We start from the raw sequence: 23,953 nt of genomic DNA on the forward strand, positions 1-23,953 counted from the left end.
AGGCCCGGCCCCCCTCCCGCCCGTGACGGGATGAGGGGGTTGCCTGTGCCGAGGGTGACAGGAGAGGATGACGTCGCGCCGGGCCCCGGGCCCGGCGATGTTCCGCTCCCCCGAGGGATCAAGCGCATCCGGGCACACCCGTGACACACGCCCGGGGAAACCCGTCGATCACCGCCATGGGATCGCGCCGCACACCGTTCCGCGCACTGAGTACCGCCGAGTCGAGCAGGATGGATGACCGGTACATGGGGTTAGGGAAACGCACGCTTGTCGAGCTGTTCGAGAGCAGGGCCGCGCAGTTTTCGGACAGGGTGGCGGTGACAGCCGAGGACGGCGACCTCACCTACCGGGAGCTGAACCGGCGCTCCGGCCTGCTCGCCGCTGAACTGCGCGCCGCGGGCGCGGGACCGGGAACCACGGTGGTCCTGCTGGCCCCGCGCGGTGCCGGGCTGCTGATCGGCGTCCTGGGAATCCTCAAGGCGGGCGCCGCCTACGTCCCCGTCGATCCAGGCGATCCGCCGGAGCGGATCGCCTGGACGGCCGGCGACAGCGGTGCGGCCGTGATCGTGACGACGCGGGAGGCGGCCGGGACCGTCGTGGGTCACGAGGCCCGCGTCGTGCTGCTGGACCGGCCGGCGGCGGAGCCCGCGGCCGGGGCGGAGCCCTCGGCGGAGGGCGCGGTCCCGGCGGCCGGCAGTCCGGCCTACGTCATCTACACCTCCGGTTCCACGGGCGTTCCCAAAGGCGTACCGGTGGAACACCGCCAGGTGGTCCGCCTCTTCGACGTCACCCGGGAGCGGTTCGGCTTCGACGAGAACGACGTGTGGGCCCTGTGCCACTCGGCGGCCTTCGACTTCTCCGTCTGGGAGATGTGGGGCGCCCTGCTGTTCGGCGGGCGGCTGGTCGTCGTCCCGCTGGAGACCGTGCGCTCCCCCGACGCGCTGCACGGACTCCTGCGCCGCGAGCGGGTGACCGTCCTGAACCAGACGCCGTCCGCCTTCGGCCGGCTCGCCGCGGCCGACGCGAGGTCCCCCGAGCGCCTGACGAGCCTGCGCGTGGTGGTGTTCGGCGGTGAGCGTCTCGAGCCGGCGATGCTGCGCGACTGGTTCGAACGCCATGGCGACGAGAGCCCCCGCCTGGTCAACATGTACGGCCTCACGGAGGCCACCGTCCACGCCTCCTGCCGGCCGCTCACCGTGGACGACGTGGACGCGCACGGGGCGAGCCCGATCGGGCACCCGCTGCCCGGCCTGGTGTTCCACGTGCTCGGCGACGACGGGCGGCCCGTGGCCGAGGGCGAGCCCGGAGAGCTGTACATCGAAGGGGCCGGCCTCGCCCGTGGCTATCTCGGGCGCCCGGACCTGAACAAGGAGCGCTTCGTCGACCACACCGCTCCCGACGGCACGGTGCGCCGCTGCTACCGCACCGGGGACCGGGTCGTCGCGCTGCCCGGGGGCGGCTACGGCTATCTCGGCCGGACGGACGACCAGATGAAGATCCGGGGCTACCGGGTGGAGCCGGGTGAGATCGAGGCGGTTCTCCTCCGCCACGGGGCGGTGTCGGCGGCAGCCGTCCTGCCCCACGACTACGGCGGGAGCGACGTGCGCGTGGTCGCCTACGTCGAGTCCGGGGCGCGGGCGGAGACACTCGCCACGGAGCTGGGCGAGGCGGCGGGCGCCGCCCTGCCGCCGCATATGCGTCCGTCCGCGTACGTGGTGCTGCCGGAACTCCCGCTGACCCGCAACGGCAAGGTGGACAAGGAGAGGCTGCCGGCACCGGTGGCCGGGGCCGCCAGCGCTCCGGTCCACCTCGTCCCCGGCGACGGCGACGGCGACGGCCCGGAACTCACCGCCACCGAGCGGCGCGTCGCCGGAATCTGGCAGTCCGTCCTGGAGGTGTCCGAGGTGCCCGCCGACGCGGACTTCTTCGATCTCGGCGGCACGTCGCTGTCCCTGTTGCGCATGTTCGAGCAGGTCAACGCGGCCTTCGGGATCGAACTGGAGATCACCGTACTGATCGACGGCGCGACGGTGCGGGCCCTCGCCCGCCACGTCGACGGCGCCCTGCCCACGTCGCCGGCCCTCACCGGCTGAGCGTCTCCGGACCAGCCGGCCCCGCATCCCCCAGGAGGGACACGTGACCACCCCGCAGCGCCCCGGCTTATCCCCGAACGACTCCTCCCCGACCGGCTTCTCCCTCAGCGACGAGGAACTGGCGGCCTTCCACCGCGACGGCTACGCCGGCCCCTTCACCCTGTACGAGCCCGACGAGATCAGGAAGACGTGGGCCCGCACGCGTCTGGAACTGCTCGACCGCAGCGCCGCTGTCTACCGGGACGACGCGGCGATATCCGGCGCGACGAACATCTCCAACTACGACCGCCACCTCGACCACGGCTTCCTGGCGGAGCACGTGACCCGCCCGGAGATCGTCCACCGGGTCGCGAGCGTCCTCGGCCCGGACGTGCTGTGCTGGCGCACCGAGTTCTTCCCGAAGTACCCGGGGGACGAGGGCACCGACTGGCACCAGGCGGACACCTTCGCCAACGCCTCGGGCACACCGCAGATCCAGTGGCCCGGCGGTTCTGACTTCGGCGGCACCATCACCGTGTGGTGCGCGTTCACGGACGCCTCCGCCGACATGGGCTGTCTGCAGTTCATCCCCGGCTCGCACCGCACCATGCACTACGACGAGGCCAAGCGCATGCACTACGACCCGGACCGGAACTCCTCCGTCGAGAAGGGGGGCGTACGACGGGGGTTCTTCGGCTACGACTACCGCGAACTGCAGATCGACCCGGACTGGAAGCCGGACGAGTCGAAGGCCGTCTCCATGGAGATGAGGGCGGGGCAGTTCATCGTCTTCTGGTCCACGCTGATGCACGCCTCCCATCCGCACGAGGGCAGGACCCGGGGCATGCGCATGGGCTTCGCGGCCCGCTACGTGCCCACCTCCGTGGAGGTCTACCCCGGCACCGGCGAGATCGAGGAGTACGGCGGCCGGGTGAGCCTCGAACGCTACGGGGCGGTGCTGGTCAGCGGCGACGACACGTACGGCCACAACCGGATCGCCGAGCGCACGACCCGCGGCCGGCCCTTCCGGCCCGCTTCCCGGGCCGGGGACTGATGCCGGCGGGTACCGCGGCGGGTGCCGTGCCGGAGACCGGGGCGCTGGACGCGCTGGCCCGGGCCCTCCTCGACACGGCGTCCCTCACCCGGGTCATGCCGGAGCCGGTCCGGGTCGCCCCGGCCGCACCGTTCCCCGGCGGCACGTCGTCCGCTCAGGCGCTCCTCGACCGGGTCACCGGTGCGCTCGGCCTCCCGGGGCTCGCGGTGGTGCCGGAGCCCGGGCCGCTGCCGGCCGCGGAACTCGCCGTCAGCCGGCGCCTGGCGCTGCGCCCGCCGCCGGGCGGGGCCCCCGGCGGGGACCTGCTCGACGGCGTGGCGCGCCGCGCCCTGACGGCGTTCCCCGGCCGGCCCGTCGTGGTGCCCGCCCACGACGGCACCCCGTTGCGCTGCTGGGCGGCCGGGCCGGAGGGCGCCCCGGCCGTCGCGGTCGTCAGCGCCTGCGGCATGCCGTCCGGGCTGTCGGTGCGGTGGATGGCGGCCCTGTCCTCCACGCACCGCGTCGTCACCTGGGAGAGCCGCGGGCTGTTCGCGGCGGAGGACGGGTCCGGGCTCGGCGAGCTGAAGGGCCACGGTCTCGACGTCCAGGGCGACGACCTGCTCGCGGTGCTCGACGGTTTCGGCATCCGCGGAGCCCACGCCATGGGGCTGTGCGGAGGTGCGGCGATCGCCCTGTCGGCGGCCGCCCGCTCGGACCGGATCACCTCCCTGAGCCTCTGGCACGGCGACTACGAACTCGGGGGCGGGGCACCGAAGACGGCACATCAGCGGGACATGGAGTCGCTGCTGGCCATGGCCGCGCGCGGCCGGCGGCAGGCCGCCGGGATGCACCGGCTGATGAGCCGTCCGCCGACGCTGGAGGTGTTGCGCCCGGACATCGCCCACTATCTGATCCATCCGTACGCGACGCCGGAACTGCTGTACCGCTACGGCCTGCTGAACGGGGCGATCATGTCCACCGACTGCCGTCCGCTGCTCGCCACCGCCCCGCCGGCCCTGGTCGTCACCAGCGCGAAGGATTCGACGGCCCACCCCGCGGGCTCCGCGTACGTCGCCGCGCACCTGCCGCGGGCGGAACTGCGCACCCTGCCGGAGGGGGATCACCTGACGGCCTTCGACGCGGGAAGCGAACTGGTCGGCCTGGCCCGGCGGTTCCTGTGTGACATGACCACCGAGGACCGGAAGGGCACATGAACGACTCAGCCGGCAGCTCTCGGCAGCACGCACTGACCGAGGTGCTGCGGAGCCATCCCGCCGTGGCCGACGCGGCCGTCGTCACCGCCGAGGACGGGCGGTGCCCGTCCGCCCGGATCGTGCCCGACCCGGACGCGGCACCCGTACTGCACCGGTCCGCGGCCCTCGAGGCGGCCGGCCGGCTCGGCGGCCTCGCCTGGCACGAGCCCGCGGCCGGGGTGCGGGTGGCCGGCGTCAACCGCGGTGAGACGGACTTCCTGTACCGGGAGATCTTCACCGAGAACGCCTACTTCCGGCACGGCATCACGCTGCCAAGCGGCGCGGTGGTGGTGGACGTCGGAGCCAACATCGGCATGTTCACGCTCGCCGCCGCGCTGCACGGTCCCGGTGCCCGGATCATCGCCGTGGAGCCGGTCGGCGAACTGGCCGACGCGGTCGCGCTCAACGCCGAACTGCACGGGGTGGACGCCACCGTGCTGCGCGTGGCGCTGGGCCGCGCCGACGGCGAGACCGCGTTCACGTTCTATCCCCGCAACAGCGTGATGTCCGGGCGGTTCGCCGACGCCGCCGAGGACTTCGACGTGCTCAGGGGTTACCTGCGCACGGGACGGGACGCCGAGCGGGGGGCGCAGCTGGACCGGCTCGTCGCGGACCGGATGCGCGCCGAGCCCCGGCGCGTACCGGTGACCACGCTCGCGGGCGTGGCGGACGGACTCGGGCTGCAGCGGATCGATCTGCTGAAGATCGACGTGGAAAAGGCGGAGGCCGAGGTTCTGAAGGGCATCGGGGAGGTGCTGTGGCCCCGGATCGACCGGATCGTCATGGAGGTCCACGACATCGGCGGCCGGCTGGGCGCCGTCCTCGGGCAGCTCCGCTCCCGGGGTTACGAGGTCGCGCACGAACAGGACCCGCGCCTGCTGCTGACGCCCTGTCACAACGTGTACGCGCGACGGCCCAAAGCGGAGGCCGGGCCCTCCCCGGAGGCGCCGCCGGCGTTCGGCGGCGGCCCGGTGGAGCGCGACCTGGAGGCCGAGCTGCGGGAGCTCATCGCGCGGCGCCTGCCCTCGGCGGTGCCGCCGGACCGGTTCACCGTGGCCGCGGAGCTCGGCACGGCGGACGGACAGCCCACCCCGCCCGCAGCGGTGCCGGACCCCGCCGGCGGACCGCGTGCCGCCGCACTCGCCCGCATATGGGCGGGGCTCTTCGGCGCGGAAGCCGTGCGGCAGGACGCCGACTTCTTCGATCTGGGCGGTGACTCCCTCACCGCTGTGCGGATGCTGGCCGAGATCGAGGCGGAACTCGGCGAGGGAGCGCTCACTCCGGACCTGATCTTCACCGAGAGCACGTTCGGCGCTCTGGCCGCCGCGGTCGAGGCCGGCCCGCTCCCCGGAGGGCCCGCCGACCGATGACGTCCCTCGCACGGCGGCTGCGGCGGGCCGCGCCCGCCTCGGCGGTGGTCGCCGGTCTGATCGCGGTACTGATCGGCTTCACCAGCTCGGCGGCGATCGTCTTCACGGCGGCCGAGGCCGCGGGAGCCACCCCCGGCGAACTCGCGTCGTGGATGCTGGTCCTGGGCGTCGGCATGGGCGTCACCAGCATCGGGCTGTCGCTCCGCTACCGCACCCCCGTGGTCACGGCGTGGTCCACACCCGGCGCCGCCCTGATGGCCGGCGGCCTCGCGGGAGTGACGATGGCGGAGGCCGTCGGTGCCTTCGTCGTCTCGGCGGCCCTGATCACGCTCAGCGGAGCGACGGGCTGGTTCGAGCGGATCATGGACCGGATCCCGGTGGCCCTGGCCGCGGGCCTCCTGGCCGGGGTGCTCGTCCAGTTCGGCACGCAGCTGTTCACCACCATGCGCGGCGGTTTCGCCGTGGTGTTCCCCATGTTCGCCGCCTACCTGCTGTGCCGGCGCCTGCTGCCCCGGTACGCCGTCATCGCGGCGCTGGCCGTGGGGGTCACGGCCGCCGCCGTCACCGGCTCGCTGCGTCCGGAACGCGCGGAACTCGCGCTCGCCGCACCGGTGTTCACGGCTCCCGAGTTCTCCTGGCAGGTGATCGTCAGCGTGGGGCTGCCCCTCTTCGTGGTCACCATGGCCTCGCAGAACCTGCCGGGGGTGGCGGTGCTGCGCAACGACGGCTACGGCGTCCCCGTCTCCCCGCTGGTCGGCTGGACCGGCGGCGTGAATCTGCTGCTGGCCCCCTTCGGCTGCTTCGGACTCAACCTCGCCGCCATCACCGCCGCCATCTGCACCGGCCGGGAGGCCCACGAGGACCGGGACCGGCGGTATCTGGCGGCTGTCTGGGCCGGCGTGTTCTACCTCTGCGTCGGCCTCTTCGGCGGTGCGGTGGGCTCCCTGCTCACCGCGCTGCCCGCCGCCCTCGTGCTGGGCATCGCCGGGCTGGGCCTGCTCGGAACCATCGCGAGTTCGCTCGCCTCGGCCCTCCGGGACGAGAAGTGGCGGGAGTCCGCGGTGGTGACGTTCCTGGCCACCACCTCCGGAGTGACCCTGCTGGGCATCGGCTCCGCCTTTTGGGGCCTGCTCGCCGGCCTGCTCACCGCGCTGGTCACCCACGGCGGACGCCGGGCCCGGGCGGGCGCCCCGCACCGGACGACGGGGGAGGCGGCGGCGGCGGAGGCGGAGGCCGAGCCTCCGGGGGGACCGGGGACTCCGGTGCCCGGGGAGCGCCGGTGACCGGGGCGGCGGACGTCCGGAGCGCCGGACCGGGGCGGTGGTTCCACCGTCCCGCGCCACGGCCGGCCGCCCGGCTCCGGCTGGTCTGCGTGCCGCACGCCGGAGCCGGGGCCGCCGCGTACGGCGCATGGGGCGACCGGCTGCCCGCCGACGTCGAACTGGTCGGAGTGCGGTTGCCCGGCCGGGAGAACCGGCTGCGCGAGCCCCCGTTCCGTGACTGGCCGTCACTGACCGGGGCCTTCGCCGGTGCGCTGGACGATCAGGTGCGCCCGCCGTACGTCCTCTTCGGCCACAGCATGGGCGCCATGCTGGTGTACGAGACGGTCGTGCGCGGCACGGGCCGCCGGCCCGAACGCGTCATCCTCTCCGGCTGCCGGGCCCCCGCCGTCCGGCGCGCCCTCCCCGCGATCCACGGCCTCCCGGACGAGCGGTTCCGGGAAGAACTCGGCAGGCTGGCCGGAACACTCCGGGAGGTCCTGGCCGATCCGCGCCTCATGGCCGTACTCGAACCCATGCTCCGTGCGGACATCCGGCTCGCCGAGACCTGGTCGCACCGGAATCCCCCACCGGTCCCCGTGCCCGTCACGACCTTCCGCGGGGCGGACGACGAGGTGGCGCCGGCGGAGGCCGTGGCGGCCTGGCGGACGCTGGCACCCCACGGGATCCGGAGCCACCGGGTGCCCGGCGGTCACTTCTGCCTCCACGACCATGCGCCCGAGTTCCTCCGTCTGCTCACCCGTGAACTCTCGCTCTGCTGACACACCCGAGGAGGAGCGGATCGTGAAGTCCCCCTATTTCACCGCGGATCACGAGGTGTTCCGCGCCGAGGTCCGCGCGTTCCTGGCCGACGCGGTACTGCCCCACGCCGCACGCTGGGAGCGGGACGGCGGCCTGCCCCGCGAGCTGTGGAAACGGTTCGGGCGGCGGGGCTATCTCGGGCTGCTCCACCCGCGCGACGCGGGCGGCGGCGGCCGGGACCTCTTCACCTCGGTCGTGTTCCTGGAGGAGCTCGGACGCACGGGCTTCGGGGGCCTGCGCGCCGCCGTCTCCGTCCACGCGTACATGGCCACCCACTACCTCGCCGCGGCCGGCGGCCCGGAGCTGCGCCGCCGGTATCTGGCCCCGGCGGTGCGGGGCGACTCGGTCGCGGCCCTGGCCATCACCGAGCCGGCGGCGGGCGCGGATCTGGCCGGGCTGGCCACCACGGCGACGCGGGACGGCGATCACTACGTGGTCAACGGCACCAAGACCATGGTCAGCAACGGCACGGTGGCGGACTTCGCCGTCGTGGCCGTGCGCACGGGCGGCGCGGCCGGCGATCCCGGCCGGGCGGGCATGACGGGGCTGTCGCTGCTGGTGGCCGACTCCGGCCTGCCGGGCATCGGCCGCGAGCCCGTGCGGACACTCGGCTGGCGTTCGGCGGGGACGGCCACCGTCACCTACGACGACGTGCGCGTTCCCGCGGACCGTCTGATCGGACGGCTCGACAGCGGCTTCTACTACCTCATGAGAGGGCTGCAGCTGGAGCGCCTGGCCGCCGCCACGCTGGCACTCGGCGGTATCGAGCGGAGCCTGGACGACCTGCGGGGATTCCTCCGGGGACGCCGCGTGGCCGGCGACGTCCTCGCCGCGAAGCAGGCGCCCGTGCACCGCGTCGCGGACCTCGCCACCGAACTGGCCGCCGCCCGGCAGCTCGTCCACCACACCGCCTGGCTCTACGGCGAGGGTGAGCTGCCCGCCGCGGAGTGCTCCATGGCCAAGCTCTACACCACCGAACTGGCGTGCCGGCTGGCCGACGCCAGTCTGCAACTCCACGGGTCGCACGGCTACCTGGAGGAGTCCGACGTGGCGCGGGCCCACCGCGACGCCCGGGCGGCCACGATCGCCGCGGGGCCGAGTGAGGTGATGCGGGACCTCATCGGACGGGACGTGCTGCGAGGCCCGGCCGGCGGGGGTACCGGGCCCGCGTCCTGACCCGCCGGCTCCTGACTCACCCGGATGCGCCGGCCCTGAGCGACCGGACGCGGCCCGGGGCTGTGTCGGCGCCGAACACCAGGGCACACCAGGGCAGTTGGACGGCACGGCATACGGCCGGCATAGGTCCGCCCCCGGCCCGGGCCTCGGTGGGCGAGAACTCCGGGAGCCCGAAATCCCCTGCCTCCGTCAAACTTTCAACTCGTTGATGACAAAGTATGGACGTGCTCGGAAGAAGTCCCCTACGGTGACGGCGGCGCGACCGCACGAGCACCGCCTTTCCCCACACCCGCGCCCCCGCATATCCGTACAGCTCGACCGGAGTTCGATCCGGCGGCCTCCGGTCCCGACCTGGAGGACCGATGCACTCACGGCTGTTCTCACGTGCCCGAAGACGGCTCACCACCCTGCTCGTCGGCAGCTTCCTCGCGGGGGGCGTGTGGGCCGCGCCCCCGTCCGCCACGGCTGCCGCTGCCGACGACATCCCGCCCCAGGAACCCGGTGTCACCCTGCGGGTCTTCGACACCCAGTCCCCGCTGAGCCGGCTCTGCACGCTCAAGCCCGGCCAGACCCCCAACCACGACCAGCTGATGCCCACCGTGGACTGGTCCACGACCGGCGACTTCGGGGGCTTCACCGACAACTTCTCGGCCGAGGTGACCGGTTACCTGGTCATCCCCAGCGACGGGACGTACACCTTCCGCCTCACCAGTGACGACGGCTCGCGGCTCACCGTCGACGGCCGGGAGGTCATCGACCACGACGGGCTGCACGGCGCCGAGCCGAAGGACGGGTCGGTCCACCTCACCGCCGGCTCCCACCCGTTCCGCGTCGACTACTTCGAGCGGGGCGGCGAGCAGCAGCTCACGCTCGCGTGGCGGCCGCCGGGCGCGGGAGACTTCAGCGTGGTGCCGCGCGAGGCGCTGAGCACCGACGCCGGCGTCGTCCGGGTCACCGCGCCGGGGCGCAAGGAGTGCGCGGCGGGCGCGGACAGCCCCGGTGACGGACTGCCGCTCACCGGCGTACGCCCCGATCTCACGCTCACGGATCTCCGTCCGGACGGCTTCGAGCCGCAGGTCACCGGCATGGACTGGCTGCCCGGCGGACGGCTGGCGATCACCACGTGGGGCGGTTCGGAGAACACGGACGGGGAGGTGTACCTCCTCGACCACGTCACCGGCGACACCAGCCGCGACAAGGTGACGGTGCGGAAGATCGCGTCCGGGCTGCGCGAGCCCATGGGCATCAAGCACGTCGACGGCTCCCTGTACGTCTCGCAGAAGCACGAGCTGACCCAACTCGTGGACACCGACGGCGACTTCGTCACGGACGAGTACCGGACCACCGCCACCTGGCCGTACGGCGGGAACTTCCACGAGTTCGCCTTCGGACTGCTCTACCGGGACGGCCACTTCTACGTGAACCTGTCCGTCGCCATCGACTACGGAGGAGCGACCACCACTCCGCAGCCGGCACCGGGCCGCGGCACCACGTACAAGATCAGCAGGAAGACGGGGGAGATCCATCCCGTCGCCGGGGGCCTGCGCACCCCCAACGGGATCGGCTGGGGCCCGGATGGTGACATCTTCACCACCGACAACCAGGGCGGCTGGCTGCCGGCGTCGAAGCTCGTCCACATCGAGCAGGACCGCTTCTTCAACCACTACACCGAGCCGCCGGGCCCGTTCGACGACCGTCCCGTGACCCGGCCGGTGCTGTGGCTGCCCCAGAACGAGATAGCCAACTCCCCCAGCACACCGCTCCAGTTGACGGAGGGCCGGTTCGCCGGCCAGATGCTCATCGGTGACGTCACCTACGGCGGACTCCAGCGCGCCTACCTGGAGAAGGTGAAGGGCCAGTACCAGGGCGCCGTGTTCCGCTACACCCAAGGACTCGAAGCCGGCGTCAACCGGATCACCCTGGGCCCCGACGGCGCGATCTACGCGGGCGGCCTGGGCGCCGACGGCAACTGGGGCCAGGAGGGCAAGCTGAAGTTCGGCCTCCAGAAGCTCGCGCCGAACGGCGGCAACACCTTCGACATCAAGGAGATGCGCGCCGTTCCGGGCGGCTTCGACCTGGAGTACACCCAGCCGCTGTCGCAGGCCACCGCCGAGGAGCTGGCCTCCCGCTACGAGGCCGGGCAGTGGCACTACACCCCGACAGCCGACTACGGCGGCCCGAAGATCGCCGAGGAGCGGCTCGCCGTCCGCTCGGCGACGCTCGCCGACGACGGCCGCACGGTCCGGCTGCGCCTCGACGGGCTCAAGCCCGACCGCGTCGTGCACATCCGCTCCCCGCGCCCCTTCGCGTCCGCGTCCGGCGAGACGCTGTGGAGCACGGAGGCCTGGTACACGCTCAACGCCCTGCCGGGCGAGCAGCCGCCGCCCGCCACGCTGTACGAGGCCGAGGAGGCACAGCTGACCGGCACGGCCGGCGTCAACACCGACCATTCCGGCTACTCCGGCAGCGGCTTCGTCGACCGCTTCAGTACGGAGGGCAAGGCCGCCACGACCTTCGACGTGACGGTCCCCGAAGCGGGCGACTACGACGTGAACCTGCGCTACTCCAACGGCCCCCACCCCTTCGAGGGCACCAAGTCCCTTTCGCTGTACGCCAACGGGGAGAAGCTGCGGCAGACGGAACTCGCCTCGACCGGCGACTGGGACACCTGGTCGACGCGGACCGAACGCGTCACCCTCCGCGCGGGACGCAACACCGTCGCGTACCGCTACGACACCGGCGACACGGGCCACGTCAACCTCGACATGATCACCGTGCGCCCGCACGGTGCGCCGGTCACCCTCTTCGACGGCAGCGCCGCCTCCCTGGCGCAGTGGCAGCACACGGACGGGCGGACCGCCCAATGGCCGCTCTCCGCCGAGGAGTCGATGGAGGTGTGCTGCGGTGACCTCCGCACCAAGGACGCCTACCGGGACTTCAGGCTCCATGTGGAGTTCCGCGTCCCGCTCCTGCCCGACGACGTCACCGGGCAGGACCGCGGCAACAGCGGCATCTACCTCCAGGACCGCTACGAGCTGCAGATCCTCGACTCGTACGGCGACACCACCCCCGACACGAACGAGGCCGGTGCCATCTACCAGAAGAAGGCTCCGGACGTGAACGCGGCGACGGCACCGGAGACCTGGCAGACGTACGACATCACGTTCCGCGCGGCACGCTTCGACGACAGCGGCAGCAAGACCGCCGACGCACGGGTGACCGTGGTGTGGAACGGCGAGAAGGTCCACGACGACATCGCGATCGACGGGCCGACCGGCGGCGGAGCCCCGGAGGGCCCCTCCCTCGGGCCGGTCCGTCTGCAGGACCACGGAAACACGGTGCGGTTCCGCGATGTACGGGTGGAACCGCTGAGCTGAGGACCGCCCGGGAACCCACCCCGGAACCGGAGGCGCGCCCACGGCACCGCGGGCGCGCCTCTCCCCCTTGTCACTTCCGCGCGTGTGGTCCGTTGGTGGGGACGCAGACGGCCGTGGCCTCGCGGGGCGGGCCGGAACGGGGCGGAGATGCCGTCGGCGTCGCTGTCCTCCCGCTCCGCCATGCTCGCCGCTGCCTTCCGCCGTCCGTCGCCCGCGCCCGGTGCCGTGCCCGGCCGCCGGCCTATGGACGGCATCGTGGCCCGTCCGAGCGACGCCGGGACTGCCGGCGCGGCAGGGCGGCTTGGCGGCATCGGCCACCGGGCGGTCAACGGGCGGGGCCGCGATGCCGACGGGTCCGTGACGAACGCATTCTACAAAATGTAGGATTCACCGCATGGACGCCACTTACACCCTCACGGACGCACGCAACAATCTCGGCAAGGTTGTGAACGAGGTGCGCCACGGCGGGAGAACCGTGGAGATCACCGACCACGGCACGCCTGTCGCCGCCGTGATCCCCATAGAGCTGCTGGACTACTTCCAGAGCCTTGAGGACGCTCGCGACCTCGCCGCCGCCGAGGAGAGCAAGGCCCAGACCACGCGCCGCGTGCCCCACGCCGAGGTGGCGGCTCGTTTCGGCCTGAATCCTGACGGGACCGCCAAGAGGTGACGTACGAGATCGTGTGGTCCGATGGCGCCATCGACCACCTCGCGGCGCTGAACGAACGGCACCCGGAGGCGGCGGCACTCATCACGGCAGGTGTCTACGATCTGGCGGCCAATCCTCGCCCGGCCAATGCCTCGCGCCTCGGTGGCAGCGATGTGTACAGGCTCCTGCTCGGCTACTACCGCGTTTTGTACGAGGTCCAGGACAAGACCGTGACCGTCGATGTGCTCTCGGTCGGCCGAAGCGATCGCGCGCGATAGCGTCCCGGCCAAGGCAAAGCCCCCTCATCGAGTTGAGTGTGCTGGAACGATAGTCTCGTCCGGCCGGTGCCGGGGACGGCGACTGTGGGTGCGGCCACGCCCACGACTCCGGACGGGAAGCGCTGAGAAGCGGCTGTGCCAACGGGGGAGCGGGAAGGCGTGCCGACCTACCATGAAGTGATCTCCACCGATCTCTCGGCACTCACCAAGGCCGCCGAGCGCTGGGACGGCATGGCGGAGGAGTTCAAAAAGGTCGAGCGGCAGTACAAGCGCGACGTGCACGGCATCTCACTCGGCGGCAAGTGGTCCGGGTTCGCGGCCACCGCCGCCAACGCGCGCTTCGCCCTAATCGCCCTGCTGGGTGGCACGTTCACCTACTTCAACACCAACGCGTTCGCGGAGGACCGGCTGTGCCACGGCTGGATCTCCACTGACGAAGCACGAGACGTACTGGGCGGTTCTCTCGGCCGGCTCAGCGCCCGTGACGACTCGCCATGGTGGTGCACCGTGGAACGGTCCGGCTGGTTCCCCGGCGCCGACGACGAGGCTCACACTGCGGGTTCAACTGGAGGCCGGGGACTTCCCTTTCCAGCACGGCCTCTGGAAGGTGTCGGGCGACATGCACATCAGTGCGGGTCCCGCACCGGGAGCTTACGAAGCCTGGAGCGGATGGACCTTGTTGCCGTCTTCCTGCGCGGAGGAAGTCGACCCGCTCAAAGCGGACCGCACTCCGACCCCGGTGTTGTTGGCTTCGGTTGGGTCCGAGACCGACGCCTCCGCAACGGCCCGCATGCTGGATTCGGCAGCCCGCACCATCGCCGAGGACCTGCGATGCGGCACACCGGACGAGAAGGAGGAAACCGGCGGCAGTGGGCGGCTCTACAGCCCGTCGGCCGTGACCCCGACGGACCTCGACGAAGTCTGCGGGATGAGCTCACTCACGTTCGGCGAAGTGGCCGGTCCCAGCGGGCAGCCGGTCCAAGAGCAGACTTCGGGCACACTGAACTCCACGGGCACGGACTGGTTCTGCGACCTCTCCTTCAAGAACGACGGGAAGAACGGACCTTTCACGCACCTCGCGGTGGTACAGAGCCCGCGACTGGTGGCAGCACTGAAGAACCGCGGTTTCGAGCGCACCCAGTGCAACGGCCGAGAGGTCGTCTTCGCGCACGACGACAGCCTCTACTACTGGGATCCGAAGGAACGCGCGGCCACTGGGATGCCAGACGTGCGGGAGATGTCCGAGCTTTTCGCAACCGCAGGGAAGAAAGCCCTGGGCTGCGCCACCTGACGGCGGCACGACGACAGCTCACGAAGAGAACTGGGGGCACAGAGCAATGACCGGAAGCAGCAGCGGCGACTCGCCCGCCACGCGCCTCAACGAGGTTCCCGCCGACGCGGGCGGCGGCCCGGGCCCCGGAGGCGGCCCGCCCATCCTCGGCCCCGGGGGAACGCAGGGCTTCGGCTCCTCTCCGGCGGAGAAGAAGGCGGCGGCCAACGCAATCGAGCAGCACACCGAACCCAATGTCCGCAAGGCCGGCGATTGGGCGGAGGAGGCCACCGACAGCGCCGTCAAGACCTTCGGCGCCAAGGACGGCACCGGCTGGCTCACCTCCGGCGCCCTGAAGAAGGTGCACAGCACCTGGGGCGACCAGGTCACGACCCTGCTGAACCGCCTCAAGTCGGAGAAGCAGGCCCTGCGCGCGACCAACAGCCTCTTCACCAACAATGACCTGGGCGTCGGCGCAACCTTGCGGGCGCCTTCGGTACTCGACGGTTACTAGTCTCCCGAGGCCCGCCCGGCCCATGACCGTCCGTTCCGTATCGGAGGCGTCCCCCGTTGGCCACGGACCTCAGCACCGTCACCGGCGTCCGGCAGACACTGGCCGTCGTCCTGCCGGTCCGGCTTGCCGCCTCCCCCACCTGGGCGACCGGACCCATCCCCTTCGAACTCAGCGGCCGCCGCACCGATGCCGCCACCCGGCAGACGTACTTCACCCCGGCCGCCGCCCGCGCCCTCTACGGCACCCCGGAACGCCCCTGCCGCTGGCACCGGTTCACGGACGTACGGCACGAGGCGCTGCACCTCAGGGGCATCGAGTTACTGCGCACCGCCACCGCCCGCTTCCCGGACCACGGTCTGGCGGTGCTGCACTTCGATGTCGGGGGTCCCGCCCTGCTGGAGACCCTGCGCGCCATCGGCCACCGCAGCACCGCCGTCCCCGACCCGCTCGACGGCCCGCTCTCCCCCGCCGTGCTGCTCGACGGCGTCGCGGAGCCGCGCGGGGCCACCGCGCCGTTCGCCATCGCCCGCCCGTACACCGTCGCCTTCCTCACGCCCGGCGCACAGCACACTGCCGCCCTGCGCCAGGAGGGCCGGCTGCCGGACACGGCCGACCGCTGGCTCTGGTACCTCGCCTCGCGCTCCACGGACGCCGACTTCCCCACCCCGCTCGAGCACTGGCCCGACCGGGCGGGGCAAGCGCTGCGGATCTCGGCCGACTGGAGCGCTCTGGTGCTGCGCCACGGCGCCGCCTTCCTCGGGCATCGAGCCGACTCCGGCGACGGTGACTTCTACGCCTTCGCTCAGCTCCACTCGCGCACCGTCTACCTCGACGCCCTGCTGCTCGGCAGCGTCCAGCGCGACCACATCGACGAACTGACCGACGCTCTCTCCGGTGTCTTCGACGGCCCGAAGCTGGCCCGCCGGGTCTCCGCCCTGGAACGGCACATCGCCGCCTTCCGCAGCACTTACTGGCGCCAGCACCTCACCGCGCACGGCCCGGCCAACGAGCTGCTGCTGAGCTTCCAGGCCCAGTACCGCCTCGCGGAGCGCTTCGACGAGATCCTCGCCGAAGCGGCCGACTACGCCCGGCTGGTACAGACCCAGGAGAGCCAGCAGATCGCGGGCGCCCTCGGCGTCCTGACCATCCTCGGCCTGCCCGTCGGTACCGCCCTCGGCATCCTCCAGGTACTCGGCGCCGAGGGGATCGCGTCCCTCGCCGTCGCGCTCGTCGCCGCCCTGGCCGCCACGGCTCTGGTTCTCACCACGCGCTATGGCCGTCTGGTCCTGTCCTCACTGCGCGGCCGGGACCCGGGTGACAGCCGGTGACATCCGCACTCGTAGCCCTCGGACACCCACGCCCACACCCACACCCAACCGGGCGGACACGGCGACCGGATACTTTCTGTACCCGCCCGTGATCCCGCTGCTACCTTGCTGTCCGCGGACCTGGGGGACGAGGATGCGGGACACGGGGTGACGAGCAGCGAGAGTGAGCCGCTCCGGCTGTACAGAAAAGCTCTGAGGTACGCGGAATCGGACCCCGAGGTCTTCCTCGGCACAGCGAGGAGAGCAGCGGAGTCGATCCTGTTGGACATCGCCCTGCGGGAAGCCATCGGCTCGAAGCCGACTCTCGAAGCCCTGCTGACCGTGCTCTCCGCGAAGCACCTGGTCCCGCCCAAGGTCGTCCTGGCCGTGCGCACCATCCAGAACTACGGCAACTACGGCAGTCACGCCCAGGACGCACCGGCCGAGGAGATCTCCGCCGAGGACGTCAGGCCGTGCCTCAACGCCTTGACGCAGTTGGCCGTCTGGTACGGCCGCACGGCCAGATCGCTCGCCGAAGAAGCCGTCCGGCACGAGCTGTCGGGCCACCCCCGGAGGACGGGCACGACCCGTCTCGCCGACTCGACCCTGATCGTGGTGAAGGCCGTCCTGCTCGGCTGCGGCCTGGAGAAGGCATTGGCGCGGCGGAACCACCATGTGCTGCCGCTGCAACTCCCCTGGTCCGACAGCCTGGTGCGGGACGTGGCGGACCGGCTCCTGGACGCGGCGGTCTACAACGAGCAGCGCATCCTGCGCCTGCTGGAAACGGACGAGGCCGTCCAGGACCGGGTGGTGCCCGTGGGGCGGGTCGGCTACTCGATGGGCGGCCGCAACTTCTATCTGCTCGCCGCCCGCGCCGGCCGGTGGGGCGGGGCGACGGCCGAGGACTTCCTCGCGGATCCGGCCGGGGCACAGATCGCGGTGCCCAAGCACAGCGACATGTTCGACAATCTGCTCTCCGCGCTGTCGACCGACGAGGCGGGCCTCGCGGACAGGGGGATCAGCGTCCTCGACGTACCGCACCATCTCGGGCTGGAGCTGTTCCATCTCAACCGGGACGTGCTGGCGGTGGGCGGCCAGAACCTGCGCATGCACGCCCGGGAGGACGACGCCTACTTCGAACTCCTCAACTCCGACATGCTCCCGGCGGCGACGCAGGCCCGTCTGCGGTCGGCGGCCGCCAACGTGCTCATCGCGAACCGCGCGTGGCTGGAGGAGCTGGAGCTGCATCCCGGGGAGCTGCACCGCGAGCTGATGCGGTCGTTCCACGAGTGCGGCTCCGACGACGAGAAGTACGAGCGGCTCGTCCGTGACCTGGTGGCCCACGCCTCCTTCCCGCCGGAGACACTGCCCGGCACCCGGGAACGGCTGGTGCGCCACGTGCTGTTCGAAAGCTACCGCTGGGGCCGGCCGTGAGCGCGCCGAAGCGCGTGCTCGTCGTGGGCGGCGTGAACGTCGACGTCATCGCCCAGGCCGACCGGCTCCCGGCGGAACACGAGAAGCTGCGGGGCACGGCATGCTCCGTCCTTCCGGGCGGCGCGGCGGCGAACACCGCCGTGGGACTGGTGAGGCAGGGCTGCTCCGTCCGGCTGGTGTCCGCCGTCGGGGACGACACCGCGGGCGCGATGTGCCTGGAGGTGCTGGGCGCGAGCGGTGTCGACACCTCGCTGGTGCGGGTGCAGGCCGGGTCCCGTACCAGCATGGCCGTCGTCCTCTCGTCGGGCGGCGGCAAGCGGATGCTGACGTTCGCGGGCGCGGACCGCGGCCGCGCCTTCGACGCCGTCACGGAAGAGGACGTGCGCACGGCGGATCACGTCCACGTCGTCGGCGACCCCACACCCGCGCTCGGCCGCGTCGCCGCCCTCGCGCACCGGGCCGGGCGCAGCGTCTCCGTCGAGTGGAACGGCCGGGACATGAGCCCTCTCGCGCACGGCGCGTCGCTGCACTTCATGAACGCCGACGAGGCGGCGCGCCTGCCGCAGGCCCGCCGTGCGTCCGGCGTCGGCGGAACCGCGCGGCGTACGGCGGAACGGTTCTCGGGTGAGGTGGTCGTGACCATGGGTGCCGGGGGCGCCCTGTGGGCCACCGCCGCCGGGAGACTGTTCCATGAACCCGCCGTGCCGGTGGAACCGCTGGACCGGACAGGCGGCGGCGACGCGTTCGACGCGGGCGTCATCGCCGGCTGGCTGCACGGCGAACCGCCGAAGGCCTGTATGCGGCGTGGCCTCGACGCGGCACGGCACGTGATCACGAAAATGGGAGCTCATCCATGACGCAATGGCTCGGTGTCGCCCTGCTTCCGCGAGCGGATCATCTGCGGGCGGCTGTACGGCTGCAGAGGGACATCGGCGGCGAGGTGTCTCTGCGGCCCCGGCTGGAACCGGACGGCAACCTCCCCCATGTCACGGTGTTCCAGGGCCCGTTCGCCGACTCCCTCGACCCGGCGGAAGCGCTGGAATCCATCGGCACGGCTGCGGCCGGGAACGGCCTGCACGGCGAGTTGTCCCTGTCCACCACGGATGTGGTCTACCAGCCCACCGGCTGGCTGTTCCTCGCCCTGGAGCGCCCGCCGCTGCTCGAAGCGCTGCAGGAGGCCGCGCTCGCCGCGCTGGACCGGCACCTCGACCGCGCCGCCTTCGACCGCGACAAGGACACCTCCCGGTTCACCGACGACGAGCGGGCGAGCTACGAGCGCTACGGCTACCGGTACACCGGCGCCGCCTACGCCCCGCATGTGACGCTGGGCCGCGCGGAGGAGAACACCGCCCTGGAACTGGTCCGCACCGCGCGGGACCGGGCCGGCCTGCCCAAGGAGATGGTCTTCGACCGGCTCAGCTTCTATGTGATGGGCGAGCACGGCGCCCACGCGGAGACATTGCTGGAACGCCGTTGCTGAGAGCCTTGGCGGCTCTCAGGATTCCGGACCTGTCGCTCAGGAAAGGGACAGGACGGAACAGACGGCGCGCGGGGGCCGGGCGACGGCCCGCCCTGGCGGAGGTTCCTGCGTCCTGTCATCATCCGTGCTGTGACGGGGAGTTCGCAAGATCCGGCGATATCCGCGGTCTGGGCTCAGCAGAGTGTGTGGTCTCAGGCCGCGGGGCGGCTCAAGCGCCAAGTGGTGCGGGCTCGGGCGACGGCCCTGGGGCTGGGGGTGACCGCGGCGGCGCTGGGCACCGCGGCGTCCCAGACGCTGGCGTGGAACGAGGCCGTGGGCAGGACGCTCGCCTTCGCCGCCGCGGTCGCCGCCGGATGCGCGCCGCTGACGGGCCAACGCGGCGGACCCGGCACGGTGAGCGACTGGACCCGGCTGCGCGCCGTCTCCGAGGCTCTCAAGACTGAGTCGTACCTGTACCTGGCCGGAGTCGGCGCCTACCGGGGGGACGAGAGCGGCGGTAATCTGCTGCGCGAGCGGGCCCGCGGGTTCGGGGCGGGCGGGGGCGCGGACCTGCTGCGGCACACGACGGGCATCACGGCCGTCGAGCGTCCGGTGCCCGGGGTCCGGGACGTGGAGTCGTACGTGGAGCAGCGGCTGCGCAGGCAGTTGGAAGGGTACTACCGGCCGCGGGCCGCGTACATGCGGCGCAAGGTCCGGCTGCACGAGCGGATCGAGTTCGCGCTGGGCGGGCTCGGCGCGGTGATGGCGGCGGTCGCCGCCGTGTGGGGCGTGGAGTGGGTCGCGGCGTGGGTGGCGGTCGCGGCGTCGGTCGGAGTGGCGGCCACCGCGCACGCGGTCGCGCAGCGGTACGCGTACCAGCAGTTGGAGTTCACGCGCACCGGGGAGGAGCTGGAGCGGCTGCTGGAGCGGTGGTCCGCGGAGCGGGAGCCAGCGCCGGAGGCCGCAGACCGGTTCGTGGCCGACTGCGAGCATGTCATCTCCGTGCAGAACGAGGCGTGGATGATCCGCTGGACGGTGGGCTGACCCGGTCAGCACGGCCAGCGGTACCGCTCCCCGGGTGCGATGTCCTGCCACTCCGGTGCGCTGAGTCGGCGGGTCACCATGCCGCACAGCGAGGAGACCCGTCCGTCCGCCGAGACGTCGGCGATGAACGTGCCGTAGCGGCCGGCGGTCACCACTCGGTCACCGTCCGGGGAGAAGCCCAGCGCCCCGTAGGCGTCCACCTCGGCCACTTGGGGGCCGACCTGTTGCCGGCTGGAGACGTCCCACAGCGTCACCGGCAGTCGGCTGACGAGTCCGCCCTCGGGGCTCCCCACGATCGCGAGCCGGTGCCCGTCGGGGCTGAACCGCACATGGAACGCCCTCGAACCGGGAACGATGTCGCCGCCGATCCTCCGACCCGTCTCCCCGTTCCAGAAGGAGACGGACCGGGCCGAGCGATCCCTGGTGGCCAGCGTCCTCCCGTCAGGACTGAACGCCGCGTGGGCCGCGTCCTCGATGAGGCGCAACCGGGTGCCGGAGGCCGTGTCCCACAGGCCGACCGTGCTGTCGCGGCCGGTGACGGCGAGTTTCGTGCCGTCGGGACTGAGAGCGGCGTGGTCCGCGTAGCCGTGGCCCTGGGTGTCGGCCACCGTACGGGGCTGCCCGCCGGAATCCGCCAGGTCCCACACGACGACCCTGAACGCTCCGGTCACCGCCGCGTACAGCTTCTTGCCATCGGGAGAGAACATCAGAGAGCCGATGGGGTTCTTCGCATCGGACTCCGGCTCGTACCGGGCGACGAGCCTGCTGTCCCGCACGCGGAAGACCTCCACCCGCACCGGCGGCTCCCGGCCGGCTCCACGGGTTACCTCGGCCACCGCGAGCAGCGAGCCGTCCCGGCTGAAGGCGAGCGTGTTTCCGATATCGCTGAGCCCGACGCTGCCGGTGCGTTCCCCTGTGCCGGTGTCCCAGAGACTCACCGTCCGGCCGACGGCCGCGGCCACCGTGCGCGCGCCCGGGCCGACCGCGTACGCGCCCTCCTTCGCGGGGACCGGCAGCCGCTCGCTGATCCGTCCGGCGCCGCCCTTCTCCCAGAGCACGACGGATCCGTCGGCCGCGGCTGCCGCGACCAGCGATCCGTCGGCCGACTCCGCTTCGGAAACCCGATCGGCGGTCTCGAACTCCGGTGCCCCGTCGCCCCTGCGCAACTCGACCGCCTTGTCGACGCTGTTCGCCGACCCGACAAGCCGGTGATCCAGCAGGTCCCACAGCTCGAACCGATCCCCCCCGGCCTTGCTGAGCACCGCGTAGTGTCCTCCCAGCATGGGGCCTTCGTCCTTCCGGGTACTGCTCACGGCGGCCATACCGGGAGCCGGCACCCAGGGGCGTGCGGTTCCCCGCTCGTAGACGCGTGCCTCCCCCGCGACATTGACCAGCACGCCGCCGTCGTCGGTGAAGCCAACGACGGCGCTGGTGTCGCCGGGATCGATGTCCCGCAGAACTCTGCTCTGTACGGGGTCGGAGTCGGTGAGCATGAGCCAATCGCTGTGGGATTTCTCGATAATGCGCCGACTCTGCACATCCCACAGCACGTGGGTGTTCTGATTCGCATCCGCGAAATGAGCAGCGGCCCAGAGACGCCGACCATCCGCGCTGAGTCCGCCCGGTCCCTCGAACACTCCGGCCGGGACTTCCGCTTCAACTGTCGAGAAGCTGTCCTTGACACGCATCGTCCTGGTGTCAGCCAGGTACACGGACCTCCCGTCGTCCGACGCCAGCGCCACGGTCCGGCCATCGGCCGTCAGGGCCTGGTCCAGCGGGCTGCCCGAAAGCAGTCCCCGGCTCCTCGCCCGCTTGACATCCCAGACCTCGGTGGTCGCCCCTCGCTCCACCGCGCCGCCGGAGGCCTGCCCTCGTGCGATGAGGAGGACATCCCCCGTGCGGCTGAGCAGTACGTTCCTGACGGACTCGCCGCGCGGGGCGACAACGGTGCGCACTCTGTTGAAGCCGGTCAGCCGTTCGGCGATGGCGTTCCGCGCCTCGGCGGTGTCCGCCTGCCCACGGGCGGCCAGGGCGTACTGCAGCGCCCGCTCGGGGTCGGTGCCGGACACGTCGCCGGCCATGGCGGCCAGCTTGCGGGAGAGCGCGGCCCGGTACTGGGCCTCCGCACCGGCCTGCCCGGCGGCGACGAGCCCGGACAGGCCGATGATCGCGGCCGTGCCCGCAACCAGTGCCGACCGGACGCGGAGGGTGCGCCGCCGGACGAACCCGCGGCTGTCCCCCAGGTAGCGTCTCTGCTCCTCGGTGGGCCCGGCCTGGAAGTCCTGCTCGTCCGGGGTGTGCCGCCGCCACGCCTCGGCGACGGACAGCTCGTCGGCCCGCAGCAGCAGCCCGTCGCTGCACCCGCTCTCCCACCACCGGTGCGCCAGCACGCCGAGCCGGACCTGGAACGCCACCCACCGGTGGTGCTGGTGCACGAAGGCGATGATGTCCTGGACGCCCTGGGCGAGTTCGTCCTCGTCCGGGTCCGCCAGCGACAGGTTCTGGTAGGCCGTCAGCTCGCCCCACCCGCGCTCGCGCAGAAGCCGGCTCGTGCTGCCGCGCTCCAGCTCCGGGTCGATCACCACGGGAAGGATGCGCTTGCGCTGCTTGATCGCCTGCCGGCACTCGTCCCAGCAGTACGGGGACGCCAGGGCGTCCCGGCTCAGCAGCACGACCACCGCGTCCGAGGTGCGGATGGCCTCGGCGATGGACTCGCGCCACTCCTCGGAAGGGTGGATGGCCTGCCAGTCGACCCAGATCTCGCCCAGCCGTCCCTCGAGACGAGCGCACAGCCTGCGGGCGTAGTCGGAGTCCTTGCGGGAGTAGCTGAGAAACACCCTGCTGGTGGACTCGGCGGGAGCCCCGAACCCCCCGGAGCCCTCGGCGAACGGGTCGGTCCCGGCCGTGGCCCGCAGGTGCGCGTTCCGCAGCAGGAGGCAGCAGCCGGCCGCCAGCAGCCCGCCGGCGCCGACCAGGAGCGCCCAGTACCACTGCCGGTCGAACGTCGGCCCGAACACACTGGACGCGATCTGCGCGTCGGTCCACCGCTCGATGTCCCCGATCCGGTCCGTCAGCGGCACGCCGACCCCCGCGACCACGGCCCGCATGCGGTCCCGAAGCACCCAGGCGATCACCCCGGACACCACGGCGGCAAGCAGTGCCACCACGACGAGAGACGACCCGGACGGCAACGCGGCCCGCAGCCCGGGGCCCGTTCTCTCCTGGCCGAGGGGGACGCCCGCCACATGGATCTCGGACCCGCCCCGCACGGCGAACGCGGCGACCACCCCCGGGAGGGACACCAAGGAGATCCAGAAGGCCGGGCTGCCGGAGGGTGCCACGACGAGCACGCCGCTGCACATGACCAGCAGCGCCAGCGGCAGCGCGAGCGTCGGCACGCGCAGGAGCCGCCGCCACGACCACACCAAGGTGGCCGGGTCGTTCCGGACCCGCCACAGCGCCGCGAACGGCGGAGACGGAAAGAAGACGACAAAGGGGATCAGCAGACCGGCCAGTGCGAGCCAGGGCCCGAGCAGCGGAAGGAACAGGGCCCAGGTCGCCAGACACGCCGCGGCCCAGGCCGCGGTCCCGCTCGACAGCAAACGCCGCGCCGCCATGACACGGTCCCCCGCCGCA

Annotated in this window: 18 protein-coding genes; 17 read left to right on the top strand and 1 reads right to left on the bottom strand. The window is 72.2% G+C overall.

Features of this window, described 5'->3' with window-relative positions; all coding sequences use genetic code 11:
- Window positions 1–245: 245 nt before the first annotated feature.
- From SXIN_RS03330 to SXIN_RS03415, 17 genes are all read left to right on the top strand, one after another.
- On the top strand, window positions 246–2,093 hold the full coding sequence (locus SXIN_RS03330) for an amino acid adenylation domain-containing protein (RefSeq protein WP_192883543.1): 1,848 nt from the start codon (window positions 246–248) through the stop codon (window positions 2,091–2,093).
- Window positions 2,094–2,136: 43 nt separating this feature from the next.
- Window positions 2,137–3,126, top strand: a complete 990-nt coding sequence (locus tag SXIN_RS03335; protein ID WP_019710563.1) for a chlorinating enzyme — start codon at window positions 2,137–2,139, stop codon at window positions 3,124–3,126.
- Entirely contained in the window at window positions 3,126–4,319 is a 1,194-nt protein-coding gene (locus SXIN_RS03340) for an alpha/beta fold hydrolase (protein WP_238153661.1), read from the top strand. Before SXIN_RS03335 ends, SXIN_RS03340 begins: the two co-directional genes overlap by 1 nt.
- Window positions 4,316–5,728 (top strand): FkbM family methyltransferase, encoded by a 1,413-nt coding sequence (locus SXIN_RS03345; protein WP_095756568.1) that lies wholly within the window; start codon window positions 4,316–4,318, stop codon window positions 5,726–5,728. Before SXIN_RS03340 ends, SXIN_RS03345 begins: the two co-directional genes overlap by 4 nt.
- The gene (locus tag SXIN_RS03350) at window positions 5,725–7,011 is read left to right on the top strand and encodes a benzoate/H(+) symporter BenE family transporter (RefSeq protein ID WP_095756569.1); all 1,287 of its coding nucleotides are present in this window, start codon (window positions 5,725–5,727) and stop codon (window positions 7,009–7,011) included. Before SXIN_RS03345 ends, SXIN_RS03350 begins: the two co-directional genes overlap by 4 nt.
- On the top strand, window positions 7,008–7,769 hold the full coding sequence (locus SXIN_RS03355; RefSeq protein ID WP_095756570.1) for a thioesterase II family protein: 762 nt from the start codon (window positions 7,008–7,010) through the stop codon (window positions 7,767–7,769). Before SXIN_RS03350 ends, SXIN_RS03355 begins: the two co-directional genes overlap by 4 nt.
- A 22-nt stretch (window positions 7,770–7,791) precedes the next feature.
- Window positions 7,792–8,985, top strand: coding sequence for an acyl-CoA dehydrogenase family protein (locus SXIN_RS03360; protein ID WP_019710567.1), 1,194 nt, complete (start codon window positions 7,792–7,794; stop codon window positions 8,983–8,985).
- A 362-nt stretch (window positions 8,986–9,347) separates the two neighbouring features.
- Window positions 9,348–12,362, top strand: coding sequence for a 3-keto-alpha-glucoside-1,2-lyase-like domain-containing protein (locus SXIN_RS03365; RefSeq protein WP_019710568.1), 3,015 nt, complete (start codon window positions 9,348–9,350; stop codon window positions 12,360–12,362).
- A 394-nt stretch (window positions 12,363–12,756) separates the two neighbouring features.
- The gene (locus tag SXIN_RS03375; protein WP_019710570.1) at window positions 12,757–13,032 is read left to right on the top strand and encodes a type II toxin-antitoxin system Phd/YefM family antitoxin; all 276 of its coding nucleotides are present in this window, start codon (window positions 12,757–12,759) and stop codon (window positions 13,030–13,032) included.
- A complete protein-coding gene (locus tag SXIN_RS03380; RefSeq protein WP_019710571.1) occupies window positions 13,029–13,289 on the top strand; it encodes a type II toxin-antitoxin system RelE family toxin in 261 nt (86 codons plus the stop codon). Before SXIN_RS03375 ends, SXIN_RS03380 begins: the two co-directional genes overlap by 4 nt.
- A 619-nt stretch (window positions 13,290–13,908) precedes the next feature.
- Window positions 13,909–14,580: a hypothetical protein gene (locus SXIN_RS31135; protein ID WP_157916239.1), complete on the top strand. Its 672-nt coding sequence runs from the start codon at window positions 13,909–13,911 to the stop codon at window positions 14,578–14,580.
- 46 nt (window positions 14,581–14,626) lie between these two features.
- Window positions 14,627–15,073 carry a hypothetical protein gene (locus SXIN_RS03390; protein WP_019710573.1) on the top strand — a complete coding sequence of 149 codons (447 nt, stop codon included), beginning with the start codon at window positions 14,627–14,629 and terminating at the stop codon, window positions 15,071–15,073.
- Between the two features lie 56 nt (window positions 15,074–15,129).
- Window positions 15,130–16,401, top strand: coding sequence for a hypothetical protein (locus SXIN_RS32675; protein WP_019710574.1), 1,272 nt, complete (start codon window positions 15,130–15,132; stop codon window positions 16,399–16,401).
- Window positions 16,402–16,548: 147 nt separating this feature from the next.
- Window positions 16,549–17,814, top strand: coding sequence for a DUF4145 domain-containing protein (locus SXIN_RS03400; protein WP_107501131.1), 1,266 nt, complete (start codon window positions 16,549–16,551; stop codon window positions 17,812–17,814).
- Window positions 17,811–18,671, top strand: a complete 861-nt coding sequence (locus tag SXIN_RS03405) for a carbohydrate kinase family protein (RefSeq protein ID WP_238153662.1) — start codon at window positions 17,811–17,813, stop codon at window positions 18,669–18,671. The genes SXIN_RS03400 and SXIN_RS03405 overlap by 4 nt, the downstream gene beginning before the upstream one ends.
- Window positions 18,668–19,294, top strand: a complete 627-nt coding sequence (locus SXIN_RS03410; RefSeq protein WP_019710577.1) for a 2'-5' RNA ligase family protein — start codon at window positions 18,668–18,670, stop codon at window positions 19,292–19,294. The genes SXIN_RS03405 and SXIN_RS03410 overlap by 4 nt, the downstream gene beginning before the upstream one ends.
- Before the next feature lie 129 nt (window positions 19,295–19,423).
- Window positions 19,424–20,317 carry a DUF4231 domain-containing protein gene (locus tag SXIN_RS03415; RefSeq protein ID WP_039822943.1) on the top strand — a complete coding sequence of 298 codons (894 nt, stop codon included), beginning with the start codon at window positions 19,424–19,426 and terminating at the stop codon, window positions 20,315–20,317.
- 5 nt (window positions 20,318–20,322) lie between these two features.
- On the opposite strand, the gene SXIN_RS03420 is transcribed toward SXIN_RS03415, so the two are convergent.
- Window positions 20,323–23,934 (bottom strand): toll/interleukin-1 receptor domain-containing protein, encoded by a 3,612-nt coding sequence (locus SXIN_RS03420; RefSeq protein WP_039822945.1) that lies wholly within the window; start codon window positions 23,932–23,934, stop codon window positions 20,323–20,325.
- Window positions 23,935–23,953 lie beyond the last annotated feature (19 nt).

This window comes from Streptomyces xinghaiensis S187, assembly GCF_000220705.2.
GTDB lineage: Bacteria > Actinomycetota > Actinomycetes > Streptomycetales > Streptomycetaceae > Streptomyces > Streptomyces xinghaiensis.